This is a genomic window from Streptoalloteichus tenebrarius (assembly GCF_024171885.1).
Taxonomy (GTDB): domain Bacteria; phylum Actinomycetota; class Actinomycetes; order Mycobacteriales; family Pseudonocardiaceae; genus Streptoalloteichus; species Streptoalloteichus tenebrarius.
The window spans coordinates 16,349-38,570 of the sequence record NZ_JAMTCP010000041.1; the positions used below are offsets into that span (position 1 = coordinate 16,349).

General features: G+C 74.3%; 19 protein-coding genes. 9 read left to right on the forward strand and 10 right to left on the reverse strand.

The annotated features are described in order from the left end of the window. Nucleotides 1-64: 64 nt before the first annotated feature. Nucleotides 65-2,239 carry an MMPL family transporter gene (locus LX15_RS25660; protein WP_253672222.1) on the forward strand — a complete coding sequence of 725 codons (2,175 nt, stop codon included), beginning with the start codon at nt 65-67 and terminating at the stop codon, nt 2,237-2,239. Between the two features lie 87 nt (nt 2,240-2,326). On the opposite strand, the gene LX15_RS25665 is transcribed toward LX15_RS25660, so the two are convergent. After that, nucleotides 2,327-3,127, reverse strand: a complete 801-nt coding sequence (locus LX15_RS25665; protein ID WP_253672223.1) for a MerR family transcriptional regulator — start codon at nt 3,125-3,127, stop codon at nt 2,327-2,329. A 113-nt stretch (nt 3,128-3,240) separates the two neighbouring features. On the opposite strand from LX15_RS25665, the gene LX15_RS25670 reads away from it, so the two are divergent. From LX15_RS25670 to ptsP, 3 genes are all read left to right on the forward strand, one after another. Then, on the forward strand, nt 3,241-3,456 hold the full coding sequence (locus LX15_RS25670) for a hypothetical protein (protein ID WP_253672224.1): 216 nt from the start codon (nt 3,241-3,243) through the stop codon (nt 3,454-3,456). Between the two features lie 81 nt (nt 3,457-3,537). Continuing rightward, nucleotides 3,538-3,870: a type II toxin-antitoxin system VapC family toxin gene (locus tag LX15_RS25675; RefSeq protein ID WP_253672225.1), complete on the forward strand. Its 333-nt coding sequence runs from the start codon at nt 3,538-3,540 to the stop codon at nt 3,868-3,870. 102 nt (nt 3,871-3,972) lie between these two features. Beyond that, on the forward strand, nt 3,973-5,616 hold the full coding sequence (ptsP, locus tag LX15_RS25680) for a phosphoenolpyruvate--protein phosphotransferase (RefSeq protein ID WP_253672226.1): 1,644 nt from the start codon (nt 3,973-3,975) through the stop codon (nt 5,614-5,616). A gap of 142 nt (nt 5,617-5,758) precedes the next feature. Here ptsP and LX15_RS25685 read toward each other — a convergent pair whose 3' ends face one another. The 3 genes from LX15_RS25685 to macS are packed head-to-tail and all read right to left on the reverse strand — an operon-like array spanning nt 5,759 to nt 8,219. Continuing rightward, complete coding sequence (locus LX15_RS25685; RefSeq protein WP_253672227.1) at nt 5,759-6,382, reverse strand: DUF1707 SHOCT-like domain-containing protein; 624 nt, start codon at nt 6,380-6,382, stop codon at nt 5,759-5,761. Beyond that, nucleotides 6,382-7,050: a response regulator gene (locus LX15_RS25690; protein WP_253672228.1), complete on the reverse strand. Its 669-nt coding sequence runs from the start codon at nt 7,048-7,050 to the stop codon at nt 6,382-6,384. The genes LX15_RS25685 and LX15_RS25690 overlap by 1 nt, the downstream gene beginning before the upstream one ends. Further along, nucleotides 7,047-8,219 carry a MacS family sensor histidine kinase gene (gene macS / locus LX15_RS25695; protein ID WP_253672229.1) on the reverse strand — a complete coding sequence of 391 codons (1,173 nt, stop codon included), beginning with the start codon at nt 8,217-8,219 and terminating at the stop codon, nt 7,047-7,049. Before macS ends, LX15_RS25690 begins: the two co-directional genes overlap by 4 nt. 213 nt (nt 8,220-8,432) lie before the next feature. Between macS and LX15_RS25700 the strand changes: the two genes are divergently transcribed. After that, entirely contained in the window at nt 8,433-9,629 is a 1,197-nt protein-coding gene (locus tag LX15_RS25700; RefSeq protein ID WP_253672230.1) for a sensor domain-containing diguanylate cyclase, read from the forward strand. A 219-nt stretch (nt 9,630-9,848) separates the two neighbouring features. Here LX15_RS25700 and LX15_RS25705 read toward each other — a convergent pair whose 3' ends face one another. The 3 genes from LX15_RS25705 to LX15_RS25715 form a co-directional block, all read right to left on the reverse strand. Beyond that, nucleotides 9,849-10,259, reverse strand: coding sequence for a VOC family protein (locus LX15_RS25705; protein WP_253672231.1), 411 nt, complete (start codon nt 10,257-10,259; stop codon nt 9,849-9,851). Between the two features lie 73 nt (nt 10,260-10,332). Continuing rightward, a complete protein-coding gene (locus LX15_RS25710; RefSeq protein WP_253672264.1) occupies nt 10,333-10,692 on the reverse strand; it encodes a helix-turn-helix domain-containing protein in 360 nt (119 codons plus the stop codon). A gap of 161 nt (nt 10,693-10,853) precedes the next feature. Continuing rightward, nucleotides 10,854-12,044 (reverse strand): AI-2E family transporter, encoded by a 1,191-nt coding sequence (locus tag LX15_RS25715; RefSeq protein ID WP_253672232.1) that lies wholly within the window; start codon nt 12,042-12,044, stop codon nt 10,854-10,856. 85 nt (nt 12,045-12,129) lie between these two features. Here LX15_RS25715 and LX15_RS25720 point away from each other — a divergent pair, with 85 nt between their 5' ends. From LX15_RS25720 to LX15_RS25735, 4 genes are all read left to right on the forward strand, one after another. Beyond that, nucleotides 12,130-14,394, forward strand: a complete 2,265-nt coding sequence (locus LX15_RS25720; protein WP_253672233.1) for a hypothetical protein — start codon at nt 12,130-12,132, stop codon at nt 14,392-14,394. A gap of 365 nt (nt 14,395-14,759) precedes the next feature. Further along, complete coding sequence (locus LX15_RS25725; protein WP_253672234.1) at nt 14,760-15,893, forward strand: hypothetical protein; 1,134 nt, start codon at nt 14,760-14,762, stop codon at nt 15,891-15,893. A 244-nt stretch (nt 15,894-16,137) separates the two neighbouring features. Next, complete coding sequence (locus LX15_RS25730) at nt 16,138-17,610, forward strand: hypothetical protein (protein ID WP_253672235.1); 1,473 nt, start codon at nt 16,138-16,140, stop codon at nt 17,608-17,610. Nucleotides 17,611-17,758: 148 nt separating this feature from the next. Next, a complete protein-coding gene (locus LX15_RS25735) occupies nt 17,759-19,093 on the forward strand; it encodes a hypothetical protein (protein ID WP_253672236.1) in 1,335 nt (444 codons plus the stop codon). Between the two features lie 121 nt (nt 19,094-19,214). Here LX15_RS25735 and LX15_RS25740 read toward each other — a convergent pair whose 3' ends face one another. The 3 genes from LX15_RS25740 to LX15_RS25750 all read right to left on the reverse strand — a co-directional run bounded on the left by LX15_RS25740 (nt 19,215) and on the right by LX15_RS25750 (nt 22,173). Further along, on the reverse strand, nt 19,215-20,078 hold the full coding sequence (locus LX15_RS25740) for a diguanylate cyclase domain-containing protein (protein WP_253672237.1): 864 nt from the start codon (nt 20,076-20,078) through the stop codon (nt 19,215-19,217). Nucleotides 20,079-20,249: 171 nt separating this feature from the next. Next, nucleotides 20,250-21,281 (reverse strand): NAD(P)H-binding protein, encoded by a 1,032-nt coding sequence (locus LX15_RS25745; RefSeq protein WP_253672238.1) that lies wholly within the window; start codon nt 21,279-21,281, stop codon nt 20,250-20,252. A 223-nt stretch (nt 21,282-21,504) separates the two neighbouring features. Beyond that, nucleotides 21,505-22,173 (reverse strand): hypothetical protein, encoded by a 669-nt coding sequence (locus tag LX15_RS25750; RefSeq protein WP_253672239.1) that lies wholly within the window; start codon nt 22,171-22,173, stop codon nt 21,505-21,507. Nucleotides 22,174-22,222 lie beyond the last annotated feature (49 nt).

Below are 22,222 nucleotides of genomic sequence, written 5' to 3' on the forward strand. Positions count from 1 at the left end.
TGACGCTGTTCACCGCACAGTAACCCTCGGGCGGCTCCGCCCACCAGGGACCGGGAGGACCAGCGTGTTCGCCAAGTGGGGATCGGTCGTCCACCGCCGCCGATGGCTGGTGCTCGTGGTCGTCGTCGTGCTCGCGGTGCTCGGAGGCGCCTGGGGCTCCGGCGTCTTCGACCGACTGAGCCAGGGCGGCTACGACGACCCGAACAGCGAGGCGGCGCGGGCGGCCCGGCTCGTGGACGACCAGCTCGGCCGGCAGGGCGGGGACGTGGTCGTCGTCTACTCGACGTCGCGGGGCGGCGGCGTGGACGACCCCGCGCTGGCGAACCGGATCAACAGCCGGCTGGACGCCCTGCCCAAGGACGCGGTCAGCAAGGTCGTCTCCTACTGGAACACCCAGGCCCCGACCCTGGTCGACCCCGAGCACCGGCGCGGCCTCGCCGTCATCACCCTCGCCGGGACCGACTCCAACCGGCAGATCAGCGACTACCGGAAGATCGCCGACCGGCTCGACGTGGACGGGGTGACCACCCAGGTCGGCGGGATCGCCCCGATGGCGGCCGCGATCAACGACCGGTCCCAGTCCGACCTGACCAGGGCCGAGGCCGTCTCGCTGCCGGTCACCCTGCTGCTGCTCGTCGTGATCTTCGGCGGCCTGGTGGCCGCCTCCCTGCCGGTCGTGGTCGGCGGCCTCGCCATCCTCGGCTCCCTCGGCGTGCTCCGCGCCCTCACCGGGTTCGTCGACGTCAACTCGTTCGCGGTCAACGTCGCGACGCTGCTCGGGCTCGGCCTGGCCATCGACTACGGCCTGTTCACCGTGGGCCGGTTCCGGGAGGAGCTGGCCGGCGGCCGGTCCCCCGCCGAGGCGGTGCGCCGCACCGTCGCCACGTCGGGCCGCACGGTCGCGTTCTCCGCGACCCTGCTGGTCGTCGCCCTGGCCGGCCTGCTGCTCTTCCCCCAGGACTTCCTGCGCTCGGTGGCCTACGGCGGCATGGCCGCCGTCGCGATCGCGGCGCTGGTCTCGCTCACCCTGCTGCCCGCCGTGCTCGGGATCCTCGGCCCGAAGGTGGACGCGCTGGGCCTGCCCTGGCGCCGCCGTCGCGCGGACGGCGGGGAGGAGGGCCGCGGCTGGGCGCGGCTGGCCCGGGGCGTCATGCGTCGTCCCGCCCTGGTGGCGGTTCCCATCGTGGCCGTGCTCGTCTTCCTCGGCGCGCCGTTCCTGTCGGTGAAGTTCGGCGAGGTCACCGAGAAGGTCCTGCCCGCCGGCGACCCGGTGCGCCAGGCCGTGGAGACGGTGAACCACGACTTCCCCGCGGCCAGCAACGACGGCGCGCAGATCGTGCTGCGCGGCCAGGGGGGCGCGGCGCCCGACCAGGCGACGGTCCAGCGGTTCGTCGCGGAGGTCAAGCGCGTTCCCGGCGTGGACGAGGTGCGCCCCACCGGGGCGGGCGGCGAGGTCACGGTGCTCACCGCGACCCTGTCCGGCGACCCGCTCGGCGACCAGGCCAAGGACGCGGTCCGGGCGATCCGCGACCTGCCGGAGCCGGCGAACACCGAGGTGATGGTGGGCGGGCTCACCGCGCGCGTCACCGACAGCCTGGGCGCGATCGCCGACCGGCTCCCGTTGATGGCCGCGCTGCTGGTCGTCGCGACGCTGGTGCTGATGTTCCTCGCCTTCGGCTCGGTGCTGCTGCCGCTCAAGGCGGTGGTGATGAGCGCGCTGAGCCTGTCGGCCACGTTCGGCGTGCTGGTCTGGATCTTCCAGGACGGGCACGGCGCCTCGCTGCTGGACGTCACCCCCGGGCCGCTGGAGGCCGGCGTCGTGGTGCTCATGGCGGCCGTGGTGTTCGGCCTGTCCACCGACTACGAGACGTTCCTGCTGTCCAGGATGGTCGAGGCCAGGAGCCAGGGCGCGTCCACGGAGGAGGCGATCGGCACGGGCCTCGCCCGCACCGGGCGCATGATCAGCGCGGCCGCGTTGCTGCTGATCGTCGTCACCGGGGCGTTCGCCTTCTCCGACATCGCGATGATGCGGTTCGTCGGCGTCGGCATGATCCTGGCGCTCGCGCTCGACGCCACCGTGGTGCGGATGCTGCTGGTCCCCGCCGTGATCAAGCTGCTCGGCAGGGCCGCGTGGTGGGCGCCGGGGCCGCTGCGCCGGTTGCAGCAGCGGGTCGGGGTCCACGAGGGCGGTGACCTGCCCGAGGACGAGGAGACGCGGCAGGCCGACCCCGTCCGGTGACCACCAACCGGTGTGGGGGACGAGGCGGGGCGCGCACTGGTGCGCGCCCCGCCTCGTTGTCACGGGTACGGGCCGGACGGCCCGGCCTCAGCTCTCGACACCGCGGTTGTCGACACCGCCGTGGTCGATGCCGCAGTTGTCGATGCCGGCGGCCTTCTGGGCCTCGGCCACGTAGGCGAACAGATCAGGGGACGGGGCGTTGAACCTGGCGAGCAGCTCCTGCCCCTGCTCGGCCCACAGCCGCCCGGTGGCCCGGATGATCTCCGGGTCGCCCCCGTGGAACATCCGCACCAACTCGGCCCAGCGCCGGGCCAACGCCCGCACCCTCGGGTCGTCCACCGGGGTCCCCCTGGCGCGCAGCCCGTCCACCTCGGCGATCAACCGGGGCCACTCGGCCTCCACCGCCGTGATCGTCGCCTCGCCGAGCTCCTCGCGCCGCCGCGCCATCCGGTCGAGCTGGTCCGGGGTGAAGTAGGACTCGACCTTCGCCATCATCTCCAACGCCTCCAGGAACTCCTCCGGCTCCGGGACGGCGGTGGACAGCCGATCCAGCAGTCCGCGCACCTGGCCGCGCAGCCGGCGGACCCTCCTGGCCTCCGCGTCGAGCTGGTCGAGCTGGTGCGTCAGGACCTCCCGCAACGACATGACGTCGTCGGTGCGCTCGGACAGCGCCCGGCGGATCTCCTCCAGCGGAACCCCCATGGAGCGCAGCGCCCGCACGCGGTAGAGGCGGCGCACGTCGGCGGAGGTGTAGCGGCGGTGGCCCGACGAGGTCCGCTCGCTCGGCTCCACGAGGCCGATCTCGTCGTAGTGGTGCAGGGTCCTGACGGTCATCCCGCTCGCCCTGGCCAGCTCCCCCACGCTCCAGCGGCGCTCGTCCCCACTCATACCGACGACGCTAGGACCTCACGTCGCGTGAGGTTCAACCAGGCGAGGCGACGGCACCAACGGGTGATTCCTGAGGTCAGATCTTTTCCGAGTTCCTCCCTGGACTGGCGACCATGAGCGCGCGGGACGACGCGCACCGCCTGGTGGACTCCATGCCCGAGGACCGGCTGGACGACATCGTCGACGTGCTTCGTGCCATGTCAGAGGCCGAAGAGCCACTGAGTCGCCACCTCTCCCTCATCGGCGTCTTTCGTTCGGGCCAAGGCGATCTCGCCGCCCGGTCCTCGGAGATCCTGTGTCGGGAGCTGGGTGGCGAGGCGGCATCATGACGGCGTGATCGTCCTCGACACCGGCTCCCCTGGTCGCCGCCCTCGACGCCGACGACGAACACCACGACCGGTGCCCGCCTGTTGACACGGCTGCCTGGCCCGCTCCTGGTTCCCGCGTCTGTCCTCACCGAGGTCCACTACCTCCTCGAACGTCACCGGGGAGGCGGGGTCGAGGCGGTGTTCCCGCGCGCCCTCGCCGCTGGTGAGCTGGAACTGGTCTCGCTGACCGCGAGCGATCTGGAGCGGATGGCCGAACTGGTCGAGACGTACGCGGACTTCCCGCTCGGCGGAGTGGACGCCTCGGTGGTCGCGGTGGTCGAGCGATGCGGCGCCACGGTTGTCGCCACATTGGACCGACGGCACTTCAGTGTCGTGCGGCCGAAGCACGTGCCGGCCCTCTCCCTGGTGCCCTGAGCGGGCGGAGGCGCTGCTCCGATCGTCGGACGCCGGGCGTGGGTCAGGTCACAGGACCCTAGGATCGTGGCCAGCGCGTCACGGGGAGGTATGGTCTAGACCATGTCAGGCACGCGTCTGAGCGGTGTCGGAGTCAGCCCCGGCCGGGCGTCCGGTCCGGTCGTCCGGGTCGCCGAGCCGCTCCCGGAGCCGCCGTCCACCCCGGCCCCCGCCGACCCGGCCGCGGAGGCCGCCCGGATCCGCCCCGCCGCCGAGCTGGTCGCCGGACGCCTGCGCGAGCGGGCCGCCGCCGCCGACGGCGAGGCCAGGGCGGTGCTGGAGACGACCGCCGCGATGGCGGCCGACCCCGCCCTGATCGCCCAGGCCGAACAACTCGTCTCGGCGCGGTCGCTGCCGGCCGCGCGGGCGGTGCACGAGGCCGCCGCGGGGTTCGCCACCGCGCTGGAGGCCGCCGGGGGCTACCTGGCCGAGCGCGTGCGGGACGTGCACGACGTCCGCGACCGGCTCGTCGCCGAACTGCTCGGCCTGACCCCGCCCGGCGTGCCCGAGCTGACCGGCCCGAGCGTGCTGGTCGCCAGGGACCTGGCCCCGGCCGACACCGCGGGGCTCGACCCGAGCAAGGTCCTCGCCCTGGTCACCGAGGAGGGCGGGCCGACCAGCCACACCGCGATCCTCGCCAGGGCGCTGGGCATCCCGGCCGTCGTGGCCTGCCGCGGCCTGCTGGAGCTGACCGACGTGGACGGCTTGGTCGTCGACGGCGAGGACGGGACGGTCGAGCCCGTGGTCGGCCCGGTGACGGTGCGCGCGGCCAGCGCCGAGGCCGAGCCCACCTGGTCCGGGGAGGGCTGGACCACCGACGGCCACCGGGTGAAGCTGCTGGCCAACGTCGGCTCCGCCGAGGACGCCCGCGCGGGTGTCGCGGCCGGCGCCGAGGGCGTGGGCCTGTTCCGCACCGAGTTCTGCTACCTGTCGGCCACCGAGGAGCCCTCGGTCGCCGCGCAGCGCGTCGCCTACGCCGAGGTCCTGGCGCCCTTCGCCGGGCGGCCCGTCGTGGTCAGGACCCTCGACGCGGGCGCGGACAAGCCGCTGGCCTTCCTCAACACCGAGGTCGAGCCGAACCCGGCGCTGGGGGTGCGCGGCCTGCGCCTGTCCATGGCGGCCGCCGGGGTGCTGGACCGCCAGTTGGAGGCCATCGCCGCCGCGGCCGAGGACTCCGGCGCCGACGTGTCGGTGATGGCGCCGATGGTGGCCACCGCCGAGGAGGCGGCCTGGTTCGTCGACAGGGCCCGCGCCGCCGGCGTGGCCAGGGTCGGCGTGATGGTCGAGGTCCCCGCGGCGGCGCTGAGCGCCCGCGAGGTGCTCTCCGTCGTGGACTTCGTCAGCCTCGGCACCAACGACCTCGCCCAGTACGTGTTCGCGGCCGACCGCCAGGTGGGCGGGGTCGCCGAGCTCAACGACCCGTGGCAGCCGGCGCTGCTGCGGCTGGTCGCGCTGGTTGGCGAGGCCGCGACCGAGCTGGGCAAGCCGATGGGGGTCTGCGGCGAGGCCGCGGCCGACCCGGCCCTGGCCTGCGTGCTCGTCGGCCTCGGCGCCTCCAGCCTGTCGATGAACGCCGCCGCCCTGCCCAGGGTCGGCGCGCGGCTGGCCTCGGTCAGCCTGGACCAGTGCCAGGTCGCGGCCCGCACCGCCGTGGCCGCCTCGGACCGGGTCGCGGCCCGCACCGCCGTCCGGGCCGCGCTCGGCTGAGGGCGCGTCCGGCGCCGCTCGCCGGGCGCCGACGACCCGGCGCCGCCAGGTTCTCCGTCGATCCCACACACACTCGGCGGAACACACGAGGGCCGCCTGCCCGCCGAACGCGGGAGGCGGCCCTCGGTCTGACGGCGCCCGGTCAGTCCCTGGCCCAGTCCACCTTCCACGGGTGCCGGACGGTCAGCGGGCCGAGCCGCATGATCGTGCGGGGGCGGGCGACGACCACCGACCCCGCCCGCACCGAGCCCCGCACCACCACGTGCGGCGTGCCCAGCGCGGCGCCGGCGCCCACCTGGTCCTTGACGCTGCCCGCCACCACCGTCAGCTCGTCCAGGTCCACGCTCGCGCCAGGGGGCAGGACCAGGGTCATCGACGACATGCTGTAGCTCAGCTCGATGGTCACCACCGGGTGCGGGATGACCGCCTCGGTCAGGTCCAACGTGCTGGACCCCATCCGGCCGCGCAGCACCAGCCGCCGGGGCACCACCCAGCGCCCCCGCCGGGTGAGGGAGCTGGCGGTGTGCTCCATGGCCAGCGTGTCCCTGGCGTCGACCTCGCGGTTGACCAGGCCGGGCAGGTCGATGAGCACCGCGTTCAGCTCGCCGCGGGTGCGCGCGGCCATGGCCAGGTCGGCGCGGCGGGTGAACTCCGTGAGGTCCAGCAGGCCCCGCCCGGTGGCCCGTTGCAGCAGGTCGACGACGTGTCCCCGCTCCGCGTCGCTGACCCTGAGGTCGCGCGGGGGGACGGGTGCCGACGTGGTCATCACACCTCCTCCGGATCGGCGTCCAGCCCGTGCTCGATCGCGTACCTGGCGAGCTCGACCCGGTTGTGGAGCTGGAGCTTGCGCAGGGTGGACTGGACGTGGTTCTCGACCGTGCGGTGCGAGATCACCAGGCGGGTGGCGATCTGGCGGGCGGTCAGCCCCTTGGCGACCAGCCGGAGCACCTCGGTCTCCCGCTCGGTGAGCCGGGGAGCCGGCTCCACCGAGTCCGGCGCGGCCGCCATCCGCCGGTACTCGCCGAGGACGAGGCCGGCCAGGCCGGCGGTGAACACCGCGTCGCCGGCCGCGGTGCGGTGGACGGCGTCGACCAGCTCCTCCACCGACGCCGACTTCACCAGGTACCCGGACGCGCCGGCCTTGACGGCCTCCAGCACGTCGCTGTGCTCGCCGCTGGCCGACAGCACGAGCACCTTCGTCTCCGGCAGCTCGCCGGTGATCCACCGGGTGGCGTCCACGCCGGACGACCCGTTGAGGTTGAGGTCCATCAGCACCACGTCCGGCCGCACGGCGCGCGCGATCCGTTGCGCCGACTCGCCGTCCCCCGCCGTGGCCAGCACCCGGAAGCCGCGTTCGGTGAGGTCCCTCGCCACACCGTCCCGCCACATCGGATGGTCGTCGACCACCATCACCGACACGTGCTCGTTCGTCATCGCGCGACCCCCTTGCGCCGGGTCCGTCTTCGCGGCACCCGAACCTCCCATTCGGTCCCCTCGCCCGGGGCGGTGTGCAGCGACAGGCTCCCGCCGAGTTCCGCGACCCTGCCGCGGATGGAGTGGGCCACCCCCATTCGGCCCTCGGTCTCCGCGGCGGCGAGCCGACCCTCGGGAATCCCCGGTCCGTCGTCCCGCACGCTGAGCACCACCTCGTCCCCGAGATCTTCCAACAGCACCCAGGCCCTGGCCTCCCCGCCCGCGTGCTTGTCCACATTGGACAGTGCTTCCCTGGCGACGGAGGACAGCTCGGCCGCGACCGCCGCCGGCAGCATCACCTGGGTCGCCGGCACCGACACCTGGAAGCGGGGCGTGGTCAGCAGTTGCAACTGCGGCCGCAGGTCCACCTCTCCGTCTACTGTGGACTCCTGAGGCGCGGCGGCGACCAGCGACCGCAGCGCGATCTCCTGCTCCCCCGCCATGCGCGCCAGCTCGGCGGCCTCGCCGCCCAGCTCGGCGCCACGCCGACGCACCCTGGCCAGCACCTGGAGCACGCTGTCGTGCACCGCGCGGGCCAGTCGCTCGCGCTCCTTGGTCGCCGCCTCCGCGCGCAGGGCGCGTTCGAGCTGCTCCCCGGAGTGGCGGGCGGTCGTCGAGGCCAGGCCCACCACGAAGCCAATGCCGACCAGCAGGACGGTGTCCCTCGCCATGTCCGTGTTGAAGTAGCCGCGCGCCCAGACACTGAGCACCGACACCACGGCGCCGGCGGCGGCTCCCGCCCCCCGTCCGCCGTGGACCGCCGCGAACACCACACAGCCCGACGCCCAGATCGTCGGCACCAGGGGCGCCGGCTGGACGAGCTGCTCCGGGCTGAGGACGAAGTGGGACGCCGCGACCAGCGCTGTGGTGAGTGTCACATCGACGATCACCAGGGATCGTCGGCGTCCGTTGTCGCGGCTGAACCAGAAGACCGTCAGCGCCGTCCACACCGTGACGATCGCGATCTCCAGCCACCCGAGCCACGGACGCTCGTAACCGTCCCTGTGCACGGAGAACACGCCCACCGCGAACAGGTACGTGACGATCCGCAGTGTCACCGCGCCGCGCCACAGCGGGGTGGTGTTGTCCTTGATGATGCGCTTTCCCGCATCGGATGGGCCAGCCTGCACGGTTCGCTCCTCCCCGGTCGTCCATCCTGCCCGGCTCGCGCGTGTGGGCTAACCCCCGGTCGCCGGCTTCTTCTGTTCGCCGGGGATGTGCCACGCTGGCCGGGTTCGAGGGCGCCGCCGGCCGCCGACGGGCGCGGACCGGTGACGAGCGGCCGTGGGCGACTCCCCGTGCCGTCCCCTCGACGTGTCACTCCCGGTCGGGGGGAGGCTGCCGTGCGGCACTGGCCACTGTGGACGTTGAGTCGGCCGGCACTGGGCTACTGGCTGGCCGTCGACGTCGGCGCGCTCGCCGCCGTGACCACGGTCGTGCTCTCGGGCCCGCAGCCGTCGCCGGAGGAGGTCACGCGGTTCGCCGCCATCGCCGTCTCGTCCGGCATCGTGATCGTCGGCACCGCCGTGACCAACCAGGTGCGTCGCGAGGTCCAGCGCAACCCCTGGGCCATCCACGTCTGCTACCTGGTCGCCGGCGTGTTCGCGTTGCCGGCGAACCTGCTGGTGCTCCTGCTGCTGGGACCGGCGCTGCACGGCGTCCTGGGACCCAGGCCGGAACCGCACCGGTGGCTGTTCACGACGGCGGCCACCGTGCTGGCCACGTTCGCCGCGCGCGCCACCGCCGGGTGGGACGACCCGAGATGGGACGTGGCCACGCTGATCCTGTCCGGCACGACCATGCTCCTGGTCCGCGCGGTGGTGGTGGCCGTGGGCCTGCGCCTGCGGTCGCCGGAGGCCAGCGGGGCCGACGTGTTCGGCGACCCGGTGGACGTCGCCGTCGGCGTGGTCGCGGTGTGCATCGGGGGGATGACCGCGATGGTCACGGCGGGCGAACCCGTCCGCGCCCTGATGGCCGCGGCCCCGATGGCGTTGCTGGAACGGGCCGCCCAGCTCCCCCAGTGGCGGCGGTCGGCGCAGCGGGACGCCAAGACCGGGCTGGCCAACGCCGCGCACTGGGACCGGCTGGCCAGGGACGAGCTGACACGCGCCAGGGGCAGGGGGTTCTGCGCGGCGGTCCTGCTCGCCGACCTCGACCACTTCAAACGGGTCAACGACCGCTACGGCCACCTGGCGGGGGACGCCGCCCTGGCCGCGGTCGGGGTGTTGCTGCGCAGCAGCGTGCGCCGGGGGGACCTGGTCGGCCGGTTCGGGGGTGAGGAGTTCGTCCTCATGCTGCCCGACACCGCCCCGGCCGAGGCGGAGGCGGTGGCGCAGCGGGTCCGGTTGTCGGTGGCGGCCCTGCGGGTGCCCACGACCGGGGCGGACGGGCGCCCCCACGAGTTGTGCGGGCTGACGGTGAGCATCGGGGTGGCGACCACCGAGCGCTTCGGCTACGAGCTGTCCGACCTGCTCGTCGCGGCCGACTCCGCCCTGCTCGCGGCCAAGGGCTCCGGCCGCAACCTCGTCACCGTGGCCTAGGGCCGTCCCCTCGGGCGTCGACGGGGCGTCGTCGGGTGGCCCGCGACGGGGGCGGCGGACGCCGGAGGTCCGCGCCGAAACCGGGTGGGGCCGGGGACCAGCCGGCTCGGATCGATCGCGCGGTGACGGCCGCCCCGACAGGTGGCTCTCCTGTCTCCTCCGGCGCCGTCACCGTCGCGCGATCCGACTCCGTTCGCCCCGTGGCCCGTCGACCGGGCGTCAGGCCCTCGGCTGGGTGAAGCGGATGCGGTTGCCGAACGGGTCGCGGAGACCGCAGTCGATCCCGTACGGGCGCTCGGTGGGCTCCTCGGTGAACTCGACGCCCCTGGCGAGCAGCGTCTCGTACGTCCCGCGGCAGTCGTCGGTGGTGAAGATGAGCCAGCCGCCCATCGCGCCCTTGGTCACCAGTTCGCGGACCTGCCGGGCCGTCTCCTCGGACATCGCGGGGGCGCCCGGCTTCTCCAGCAGGATCTGGCGCTCGGGGTGGCCGGGCACGCTGACGGTCAGCCAGCGCATGAATCCCATGTCCACGTCGGCGGCGACCTCGAGGCCGAGCTTGCCGACGTAGAAGTCGAGGGCCTCGTCCTGGTCGAGGACGTAGATCTGGGAGTGGGTGATGGCGTTGAACATGGCGGGAACGCTAGTTCGGGTGGCCGGCGGAAAACTTATCCGAAACCGACCAGTTGGCGGAGGCGGCGCGCGGTCAGCCGCTCGGCCGCGTCCACGCCATCGTGAAGCACGTCGGCACGCCCACCGACGGCGTCTCCCCGCGGTACTCCCTCGGTGACCGGCCGACGATGTCGCGGAAGGTGCGGCTGAAGGTCCCCAGGCTGCCGAACCCGACATCGAAGCAGATCTCCGTCACGCTGCGGTCGGTCTCCCGCAGCAGGAACATCGCGCGTTCGACCCGACGCCGCTGGAGGTAGCGGTGCGGCGTCTCACCGAAGGCGGCCCGGAAGGCGCGCGTGAAGTGCCCCTCCGACACGTGGGCGATGCGGGCCAGGGCCGGGACGTCCAGCGGCTGCGCGTAGGCACGGTCCATCGCGTCCCTGGCCCGGAGCATCCGGCGGTTGTTCTCCTCCACGGCGCGGCCCACGGCGCCATCACACCACGACGACCGCCGTCACCGGCATCTCCGGAGACTGAAGCGTCCCCACCCGGGAGGAGGCGGTGCGCCGCGGCCTCGCGCTCGTCGCTCGGAGTTCTCCGACGAGCGACCTTCACCTAGTCCGAGCCAGACGAGGAGTGCCGGGACGTCCTCCCGCCACCCGGTGGCCCCGAGGCCTCGGCGGGCTCGTCGGGTTCGGCCTCCTCGGGTTCCAACGCGTCGACCTGCGACGGCAGTGTGCCCTCGTCGGCGACCAGCGAGCGGACCACCGCGTTCGACACCGCGATCAGCGGGACCGACAGCAACGCGCCGGCGATCCCGGCCAGCGAGGCGCCCACGGCGATGCCCAGCACCACCGCCAGGGGGTGGAGCTGCACGGCCCTGCCCAACAGCAGCGGCTGGAGCACGTGCCCCTCCAGTTGCTGCACCGCGAGGACCACGGCCAGGACGAGCAGCGCGGGCACGATCCCCTTGGTCACCAGCGCCACCAGCACGGCGACCGACCCGGAGATCAGGGCGCCCACGATCGGCACGAACCCGCCAAGGAACACCAGGGCGGCCAGCGGCACCGCCAGGGGGATGCCGATCGCCCACAACCCGATGCCGATGCCGACGGCGTCCACCACGGCGACCACCGCCGTGGCCCGCACGTACCCCACGAGCGAGGCGAAACCCCTGCTGCCGGCCACGGCCGTCCGCGCGCGGACGTGCCCCGGCAGCAGCCGGACCAGGAACGCCCAGATGCCCCGGCCGTCGTACAGGAAGAAGATCAGCGTGAACAACGCCAGCAACATGCCGGTGAGCAGCTCGCCGACGGTGCCGGCCGTGGTCAGCGCGCCGGAGGTGATCGCCTCCTGGTTCGACTTCAACGACTCCAGGAACTTCTCCACGTAGCCGCTGAGCTGGTCCTGCGTGAGGTGCAGGTTGTTCTTCAGCCAGTCCTGGATCGTGCTGATGCTCTCCGTGACGCGTTCCCGCATGTCGGGCAGGCCCCGGATGAACGCGTTGATGACGAAGGTGAGCACGCCGCCCACGACCGCCAGCCCGCCCACGAGCACCAGCACCGTCGCCAGCCCCCTGGGCACGCGCCACGCGACCAGGCGGTCCACCGCCGGCGCGAGCAGCGCCGACAGCAGCAGCGCCACGCCGACCGGCACGACGACGACCCTGAGGTCGTCGAAGACCTTGCCGAGCACCCACACCACGCCGGCGAGCACCAGGAACCGCCAGCCGATCGCCGCCGCCACCCTGAGGGAGAACGGGATCGCCTGTTGGGCGTCGACCGGTTTGTCAGCCGCGTTCCGCACCCTGGCCACGTTAGCTGGCGGAACGCCCTCGTGGGCTGCTCCGCCACGGCATGATCGGGTTCACCCGTCAGGGGGAGGCGGGCTGGTGGCGGCGGAGAGCACGGGCCGGGAGGGCGTTGTGGCGGGTCGGATGCGGCACTCGGAGCTGACCGAGCTGGAGCGCGCCGTCGGCCAGGCCTTCGCCCGAGGGGAGCGGCTGGACCTGCGCGCCCGGCGACAGGGATCGGCCACGACCGGCGACCGCCAGGTCCGCGCCGCGGTGCTCGTCGCGCTGCTCACCGGGCTCCACCAGGTCAAACCCGTCGCGGTGCCGGCGCTCCGCCTGGTGGGCGCCGAGATCAGGGGCGCGTTCGACCTGGAGTCCGCCGACGTCGCGCACCTGGTCGAGCTGGACCGCTGCACGTTCGACGCCGTCGCCGAGTTCCAGCTCGCCCGGTTCCGCGGACTGCGACTCACCCGGTGCCGCCTGCCCGGCCTGCGGGCCCGCAACCTGCGCGTGGACAGCGACCTCGAACTCGACGGGACCACCTGCACGGGATCGGTCGACCTGACCGACGCCACGGTCCACGGCACGGTCCGCCTGGCGGGCGCGGTGCTGCGCAGCCCGCAGGACCACGCCCTGCTCGCGGCGCGCCTGCGGGTCTCCGGATCGCTCCAGGCCAGCGGACTGCGGGCCACCGGGGAGGTGCGGCTGCGGGGCGCGCACATCGGCGGCAGCGCGCACCTCGGCGGCGCGCAGCTCCACAACCCGGACGGCGACGCGTTGGAGGCCACGGGGCTCGTCGTCGACGGCAACCTGTCGTGCGACCGCGACGGCGGGCGCTTCACCGCCCACGGGCGCGTGGTGCTCGCCGGGGCGCGCGTCGGCGGGGACGCCGTGTTCTCCGGCGCGACGCTCAGCGTGGCGGAGGAGGCCGACCACCAGGTCCTCGTCCTGCCGAGGGGCACCGCCGACGGCACGGCGGCGCTGGTCGCCGACCGGATGCGGGTCGACGGCAACGTCGAGCTGGACACCGGGTTCACGTCGGCGGGCTCGGTGCGGCTGCCCAACGCCAGCATCGGCGGCTACCTGCGGCTGTCCGGCGCCTGCCTGGGCCGGCAGGAGGCGCTGGCCGGGCTGGGGACCGACGCCGACGTGCAACGCGTCCCGGTCGCGCTGGTCGCCGACGGCGTCCAGATCGGCGGTGACCTGGAGGCCAGGGGCTCGGTCGCCGTGACCGACGGCGAGGAGCGGGACGAGACGCCGGCTGGCGGCCCGCTCCGCGCGTACGGGCAGGTCCGGCTGGTCGACGCCCACGTGCGCGGCAGCGCGAGCCTGTCGGGCGCGCACCTGGTGGGGCCGGGGATCGACGTGCTGTTCGCCGACCGGCTCCAGGTGGGCGGGACCCTGTTCCTGCGCAACATCAGGGCGAGCGGCTCGCTGCGCCTCCAGAACGCCCACATCGGGTCCACTGTGGACTGCACAGGGGCGCAGCTCACGGAGCCGCGCCGCCGGCCCGACGGCTCCCGCAAGCCCTCGCTCGACGCCCGCGTGGCGAGCATCGGCAAGGACCTGCTGTGCAGCTACGGCTTCCTGGCCGCCGGCGGGGTCCGCGTGCGGTTCGCCGAGGTGGGCAAGATGGCCAGCTTCACGGGAGCGTTCCTCGGCGACGCCGGGAACTCCCTGGCGCTCAACGCCTACGGGCTCACCGCCCAGCAGCTCGTGCTGCGCTTCGCCGCGCCGCCCCAGGGACGGGTCGCCCTCACCCGCGCCCGCGTCATCTCGTTGAGCGACGCGGCGGAGCTGTGGGCCGCCACGGGCGGCGTGGCGTTGGAGGACTTCGCCTACCAGGCCGCGGTGGCGCGCCCCGAGGTCGACGTCCGGACCAGGCTGAGCTGGCTGCGCCGGGTCCTGCCGGACTACACGCCCGGCCCCTACGAGCAGTTGGCCAGCGTGTACCGCGTCAACGGCGACGAGGAGCGCGCCGAGCAGGTGCTCATCGCCAAGCAGCAGCGCCGCTTCGCCGAGCTGGGGCCGGCCGGCCGGGTCTGGGGCTTCCTCCAGGAGTGGACCGTCGGCTACGGCTACCGACCCTGGCTCGCCGTGCTGTGGTTGGCGGTGTTTTGGCTCGGCGGCGCGCTGTGGTTCGCCGGCCACCCGATGGAGCGGCTGGACGACGACCAGCACCCGGTGTGGAACCCGTGGCTGCTGTCGGCGGACACCCTGCTGCCGATCGTCAACCTGGGGCAGGACGGCATGTGGCGGATCACCGGCGCCTCGCAGTGGATCAGCGGGGTGCTCACCGCCGTCGGCTGGATCCTCGCCTCGACGGCGGCCGCCGGCGCGACCCGCGTCCTCAAACGGAGTTGACGCCCGCCGGAATTCCCCCACCCGGGAAGATCCGCGGCGGCCGGGTTCGCGACCGGATTCGCGGATCGGCGATTTCCGCGTCGTGGACCGGATCACAACACGATCGGTGATCACCCCACGAGGTCGTTGATCTCGCGTAACTCGATGGTGGGGACTTGTCGTGCCGCGGCTGCGCGCGCACTCGGTTCCGTGCCAATGTTCAGCCCGCGTCACACCGGCGATCAAGCAATGCGGGATCGCCGCCGCCGAATCCGGATTCGTCGGGAACGGCGGGACGCGGAGACACCGAGAAGTACAGACACCGAGAAGACGACGAACAGCGACCAACACGGGTCACCGAGGTCACGACGGACGGGAGCGCCAGGGTGCCGAGCCAGTGGGGAACGACGGGAGGCCGCCTCACGCGGTCGCTCGCCCGTGTCCTGCTGGCGGTGGCCGGCGCGGTCGTCGGCGTCCTGGCGAGCTGGCTGGTCGCCAGCGCCACGGCCGCCGCCGACGGACCCCTCGCCGGCGTGACCGACGCCCTCGGCGCCGCCACCGGGATCGAGGCTCCCGCGCCCGTCCGGTCCGCGGCCCAGCTCCCCGTCGGGTCGCTCCGCTCGCTGGAGCCGGCCCAGCCGGTGCGGCGGCTCGCCGACTCCGGCCCGGTCGACCTCCTGGGCGGGGCCGGCCTCGCGGTCTCCCCCGGGGAGAACGCGGAGAGCACCGGGAGCGCCGCCGACCTGTCCCGGTCGGTCGCGCGGACCGTGCCCCGGGTCGACGACGCCCTCCGCTCCGGGGTGGCCGGACTGACCGAGCACCTCCGCGGCGCTCCGGTCGACCACGTCCGCCCGGTCGCCCGCACCGTCAACGGCACGGTCGACGCGGTCAGCGGCGCGGTGAACGGCATCGGTGGCGTTGGTGGCCTGCCCGGCACGGACGCGGTCGGCGAGGCGATCGGCGGTGGCCTGCCCGGCATGCCCGGGCTGGGCGAGCGCCGCCCCGGCGCCGGCGCGATCGACGCCGCGCGAGGGACGAGGACCGTCGGAACGTCCCCGTCGGGTCCGCTCTCCCGTCCCTCGGTCCTGCCCGGCGCGTCCGGTCCCCTGGCGGTCCCCGGCGCGGAGCACGGCGCCAGCGCCGTCCCCGGTCCGGTGTCCCCGTCCGCCCAGCCCGGCGAGCCCGGCGCGTGGCCGGCCGCCGGGATCGTGGCGGCCAGGGCGCTCGCGACGGGTGGCGCGGCCTCGGCCGCCCACGCCGGCGAGCCCGTCGAGCACGGCGGCCCGCTCGGCGACCCCGAGCCGGTCCTGCCCGACCACGGGCCCGGTCAGCCGGCCACCCTCCCCGGCCCGTGCCACTGCGGTCACGACGGCTCGGGCGCCGCGTCCGGCGGCCCTGCCGTGACCACCACCGCCCCCGGCGCCCAGCTCCCGCTGGCGGGTGGCCGTGGCTCCCTGACCCCCGCCGCCCAGCGCGGCGGCGCCGGGCGCGTCGAGCAGCCCGGCGTCACTCCCGACTGAACCCGCCCGCGCGGCCAGCGATCGCGGACGCCGGGCGCCGCCGGGTGCGGCGGGCAGCACCTCCCCGTTCGTGATCAGGGCCGGACCTCCTCGGTCCGTCTCCCTCCGCCGGCCGCGCGAACCGCCCAGCGGACGACCCGTCCGCGCAAGACCCGGGTGGTCGCAGCCCCGACGCGGTCCTCCCCAACCGCGTCCGGCCGCCCGCTCCCGACAGGTCACGAACGGAAGAAGGAGATCCCCCCAGATGAAGACCTGGACCCAGCGCGTCGCCCAGATCGCCCTCGTCAGCACGGGCCTGCTGGCGGTGGGCGCTGGCCTCGCCTCCGCCGCCACCGAGCCCACCGGTGCGACCGGCGGTGACCAGGTGACCAAGCCCGTGACCGACTCCGCGGCCAAGGCGGTCGCCACCCAGGGCGCCGCGACCAGCCAGGCGACCACCCAGACGACCACTTCGGCCGAGAACACCGCGACCACCGGCGCCACCCCCACCGACCCCGCGACAGGGACGGCCACCGCGGCGAAGCCGGCCGAGGGCGGCCAGCCGAGCAGGCCCGTGATCGACCCGGCGACCGGCGCCCCCGGCACAGCCCCCGGCGCGCGGCCCGCCGACGGCGGCACGGCCGCGAAGCCCGTCGAGGCCAAGCCGGCCTCGAACAACAACTCCCCGACCAAGGCGCTTGAGGACGCCATGAAGCTCGACGCCCTGACCGAGCTGACCAAGAAGCTGACGAGCAGGGCGGGCAGCGCGCTCCAGCAGCGGTCCGGGAGCGCCGACGGCGGCTTCGGCGGGACCTTCGACGCGAGCTACGGCGACAGCTTCGCGGCCAGCTTCGACGACGGCTTCGGCGACGGGTTCGGCGGGTATGACGACGACCGTGGTGATCTGCGGGAGCCGAGCTACGAGAGCGTGTTCGAGAGCTACCAGGCGATGGCCATGGCCGACGCCTACCAGAACCTCTCGTCCGCGCGCCCCGCCCACCGCCCCGCCGGCGAGCCCGCCCACCGCCCGGCGAGCGAGCCGGTGAGCCAGCCGAACACCGGAACGGGCCGCCCCGGCGGCCGGCCCGCCACGCCCTCGACCGCCCGGCCGGGCGCCAAGGTCACCACCACCGGCGTGCCCGCCTCGTCCAAGCGGCCCTCCCAGAACCAGATGTCGACCCTCGGCGAGCAGAAGCTGCCCAGCACCGAGCAGGTCGCCTCGGAGGTCGTGAAGGGCGTCCCGCTGACCAAGGAGCTGTCCCAGCACGACCTGTCCGGGATCGCCGACCCCGCCCAGGTGGACAAGCTGGCGGACGGCGTCCAGCAGGTCGACAAGTTGGGTGGTCAGGTGCCGCTGGCCGGCGACCTGACCAGGGGCGGCCTGGGCGGGCGCGAGTTGGACGCGCTCACCAGGCAGCTTCCGGGCTCGAACGAGCTGCGTCGGCTGCCCACCGGCGACCTGACCCGCAGGTTCGAGGCGGACGCGCTGACCGGCCGACTCGACCTGGACAAGGTGGGTCGGGCGGTGCGGGCGATCGCCGACGAGACCAGGGGCGGCACCTTCACCCGTCCCGCGGAGCTGACCGGCGCCCAGAGCCTGCGTTCGCTGGCCGAGAGCGGACTGGTGGAGAAGACCGCCGCCGGCGCGCAGGAGTTGACGGCGTTGGACCAGCTCGGTGAGCCCGTGCAGCGGGTCGTCCGCGGCGGCGTCCCCGGCCTGAGGCTGGGCGGCCAGTGAGCCGACTGCGGCCGGGGCGGTGGGAGAGCACGAGCGCGTCGCGCGGGTGGCCCCCCTCCCCGCCGGCCCGACGACGCCCGGAAACGCCCCGGCCGCAGTCCCCCTCCCGCCAACCGAGCCCGAACCCGACGACGTGAAGGAGATCCCGATGCACCCCTGGGCGAAGCGAGGCATCCACGCCGCGCTCGTCACCGGTGGGATGTTGGCCGTCGGCGGCGGCGTGTCCGAGGCCGTGGAACCAGCGCCCGACCGGCCCACCCCCCCGCTGGGCGATGCGACCATGCCGCTGGACGTCATCGACGACACCTTCGACCGGGGTGCCGTCCGGGCGGGCGAGACCGCCCCGGCCGGCACCCGAGGCTGGCCGGAGCACCCGGCCGTCCGCCCCGAGGACGTGTTGTGGGAGATCCGCACCGAGCAGTCGGAGCCGGTGGTGATCAGCGGTGTCGCGGGCACCTGGTCCGGCACCATCACCGACCTGCCCGTGGCGGACCGCGACGAGCCCGACTGGCCCGACCACGACCCCGCGCCTCCGGCCGCGCACCGCGCGCCGACGCGTCCCGGCGCCGAGGAGACCGAGGACACCCTCGTTCTGGAGCACCTGGCCGACTGGTTCGCGGTGGCCGACGCGCAGCGCCGGGACCGGGTGGTCGCGGCCACCATCGACGCGCTGGCCGACGAGCTGGCCACGCTCGCCGCCAGGACCGCGCCACCCTCGGTGGAGCCGGACGCGCGGACGGCGCGCGCGCTGACCGACGTGGTCACCGCGGACGCGGCGGTCGTCGAGGCCCACCCCCGCGAGGCGTGGATCACCGAGGCCCCCCGGTCGCTCGGGCCGTCCAGGGCCCGCGGCGACGAGCACGGCCCCGCGCTGCGCTCCGACGACGCCGGCCGGTCGAACCCGGACCAGCTCCTGCCGGCGACGCCGACGAAGACCCCGGCGGGCGCGCACCTGTTCTCCGTGAACCGGCAGGTCCTGCGCAGGGCGCTGGCCTGGCAGCGCCCGGTTCCCCCGCCCACCGCGGGGGAGCGGCGCGAGGTCAACCCGCTGGAGATCCGGGGCGAGCGGGTGCTCCCGGTGACCGAGGTGCCGTACCACCCCCGGCCGAGGCCGCGCGCGACCGAGCGCTCCCAGGTGCCCACGACCCAGTGGGGCACGTGGCGGCCGTCGCTGCCGCCGCTGGTCTTCCCCACGTTCGACCTGGCCGAGGCGCCCTCGGCCGCGCGGCCGGGACCGGCCCCGACCGCGCCCACGCCGTCGGTCCCGGCCACCCCGGAGGTCCCCGAGACCCCGGAGATGCCGCAGCAGGCGTTCGCCCGCCCCTCCGGCGGCGTGCCGTTGCAGGCGAACCTCGGCGCCCTGGACCTCAGCGAGATCGAGATCAACGACGAGCAGGTGGTGCCGGAGGGCGTGTCGGAGACGCCCGCGCTCAGCACCGTCGACTCCGTCACCTGGCTGCGGAACGTCACGACCCGCGGCTGACCGGCGAGGCCGGCATGCGGAACCCTCGTCCTCGCGTCGGGCCCGGGAGCCACCTGGCTTCCGGGCCCGACCTCTGCCCAGGCCCTGGTGGTTCCCGCACCGGTGGTGTCGTGGGCGCTGCTCAGCGTCTGCGGGGACGGCGGAGTCGCGCTTCGGCGCTGGTGAGCACCGAGAGCACGGGCGCGGCCCCGTCGCTGGTGCACCACGCGACGCGCAGCGCCGGCAGGATGCGGTTGCGGCCGATGCGCAGCGGTCGGGCGGCCACCTCCCTGGCCCGGTCGGCGATCGCCTCGCCGGTCCCGGTGGGGTGTTCGGCGACGACCGCGAACTCGTCGCCGCCGTACCGGGCGACCGTGTGGTCGGCCCGCAGGCCCTGCCGGAGCCGGCCGGCCAGCGCGACGAGCAGTTCGTCCCCGCGCCGGAACCCGTGTTCCGCGTTGAGCGCGGCCAGCCGGTGCACGTCCATCAACACGAGGGTGGCCAGGGTGCCGCGGGTCCTGGCCCTGGTCAACGCCTGGTCGAGCCGGTCGAGCAGCAACGCGCGGTTCGGGAGCCCGGTCAGCGGGTCGAGCAGTCCCCTGCTGTGCGGGAGGTCCGTGTCGACCGGGTGCAGCAGGACCAGCAACCGGTGCCGGCCCCGGGAGCGCACCGGGTGGTAGTCGGCCCAGACCCGGGTGTGGTGCACCCCGTCGCGGGACACGACCATCGGCAGCGAGAGCGTGGAACTCGTGCGGAGCACCTGGGCGGCCAGCGCTGAGGGCTCGGGCAGTGGCGCCCCGGAGTCGTCGCACGCCGACCACCCCGGAGGGCGGGCGCCGTCGACCAGGTCCTGCCGGGACATCCCCAGCAGCGCGGCGGCCCGATCGTTGGCGGCGAGCACCTCGCCCTGTTCGTCCTGGAGCAGCACACCTACCGGCAGGTCGGCGACGAAGTCGTCCCAGATCGCGCCGGTGATGGTGGGTGCCGCCGTTCGCACGGCACTCATTTGGCTCTCACCTTCCGCCGATCGGAGCCTTTCGCTGAGGGTCCTCTCGATCCACGGTCAGATCAAGCCCTTGACACCACCCGGATCGGTGATCTTCTCCGCGCTTTCGGCCCAGTGCATGGGATTACGGAGCGCTCTCACCCTTGCGGGCGCGGCATATCCCCCGAACGGTCAGAACCGGTGTGCCGCCAGGTAAGCGTCCTCCGTCGCGTAGTCGAAGAAGTCGATCCCGTCGTACTTGTCGACCAGATCGGTGAACACCTCGCGCCAGTCCCGGTCCGCGACACTGGCCAACACCCACTCCACCTCCGCGGCCAGCGACCCCAGGCAGCTCGTCACCGGTCGGTAGCCCAGTTCCTCGTGGGCCCTGGCCATGCTGAGCACGACGTCCCCCGGCAGCGACCACGGCGTGACGCCCAGCGGCGGGGGCGCGTCGGGAGGGAGCGGGACCTCGCGCCACTCGTGGTCCAGGAGCTCGGCGACGGCGCGACCGATCTCCAGCACGGTGGGGGCGTCCGGGTCGACGGCGTTGAGCACCCTGGTGCCGGGGCGCGCCCCGGCCAGGCGCACCAGCTCGGCGATGTTGGCGACGGCGCTCGGGTGGAACCTGTTGGCCCCGCCGAACGCCAGCGGCACGCACGTGCGCCCGTCCAGCACCCGCTTGACGAACCACCATTCCCGGGAGTGCACCGAGTCCGTGCCGTGGATCGCGCCGGGACGGAGCACGGTCACGGGGACGACCGCCCTGTCCAGCAGGGACCGCTCGACCGCCCTCTTCTCGCTGGTGTAGCCGCCCGGCCCCGGCTCGACGGTGCGCTGGTCCTCGCTGATCGGCACGGGCAGCCGGGGGAAGTCGTCGACCCGGTCCATCCCCCGGCCCTCGTCGTCGACGTAGACGCCGGCCGTGGAGATCACGACGAGGTGGCCCACCCTGTCGCCCAACGCCAGGAGCTGCTCGGCGTGCTCGGGCGTGTAGCAGACGCAGTCGAGCACCAGGTCCGCCCCCGTCGCCAGCGGCGCGAGGTCGTCCGCCGGGTCCTCCCGGTCCCACCTCACCGTCCGCACGTGGTCGGCGAGGCGCGCCGGAACCGCGCGTCGGCCCCGGGCGGCGAGCGTCACCTCCCACCCGTCGTCGAGCAGACGCTCGGCCGTTCCCAGCCCGACCTGGCCGGTTCCCCCGATGATCAGCGCTGTGCCACCCACGCGAGCAGGGTGAACCGAAGCCGACACCCCGGCAACGAGTGTTCGCCTCGGGCGGAACGATGTCAGGAATTCCGCCCACGGGCGGCAGGAAAGGCGAATGGCCGCGGCGCGAAACGATGTTGCCCGTCCGGGGCAGCCATTTCCGGCGATCGGCCGAAGGCGGGTTCCGGGAGGCGCGGGAAATTCGATCTTCGCGCCCTCCCGGAACGGTTCGCCCCCCGGCTCAGGCGGTGGGGGCCGGCCTCAGGTCGGGCAGACACGCGATCGCCGCGCCGAGCGTCTCCTGCTCGTCCTCGGGCAACCAGCGCGACGCGTGCACCATCCGCAGGGCGGTGGCCAGCCGGACGAGGTCCTCGTCCGTGCCGAGGTTCCCGAGGTACGCGGGCAGGATCAGCCCCAGCGCCCGCAGGTCGGCGCGGGCGCAGAGCCGCGCCAGGAGGCCCGAGAGCGGCTCCTCGACCGGGTGCGGCTCGTGCTGGCCGTTCTCCCGCAGGCCCTCGGCGATCGCGAAGCGCACCCAGTCGCCGTACTGGCCCGGTGGGACCGCGTCGACGTGCCTCGCGGCCAGGGCGAAGTGCTCGTGCGCCTTCCCGGGCTCACCGAGGTCCTGGTACGCCTTGCCCATGTTCAGGTGCAGGGAGGCGTAGAAGCCTTTCACCCGGTCGTCGCCCACCCGGTCCGCCCGGTTCAGGCACTCCTGGTTCCAGTGGAGCGTCAGCTCGGGAGTGGGTTGGTGTCGGGCCACGTAGTGGGCGGCGAGGCAGGCCTCGTAGTCGTCGCCGGCGGTCTCCCACGCCCGCTGGAAGAGGTCGCGGGCGTCGGCGTCCCTCCCCTCGGCCTCCGCCTGCATGCCCTGAACGCACAACCGCACGACGGGGTTGTCGGGGTCCATGGATCTCTCCTCCTCAGCGAGTGGACGCCGGGCCGTCCGCACGGCGTCC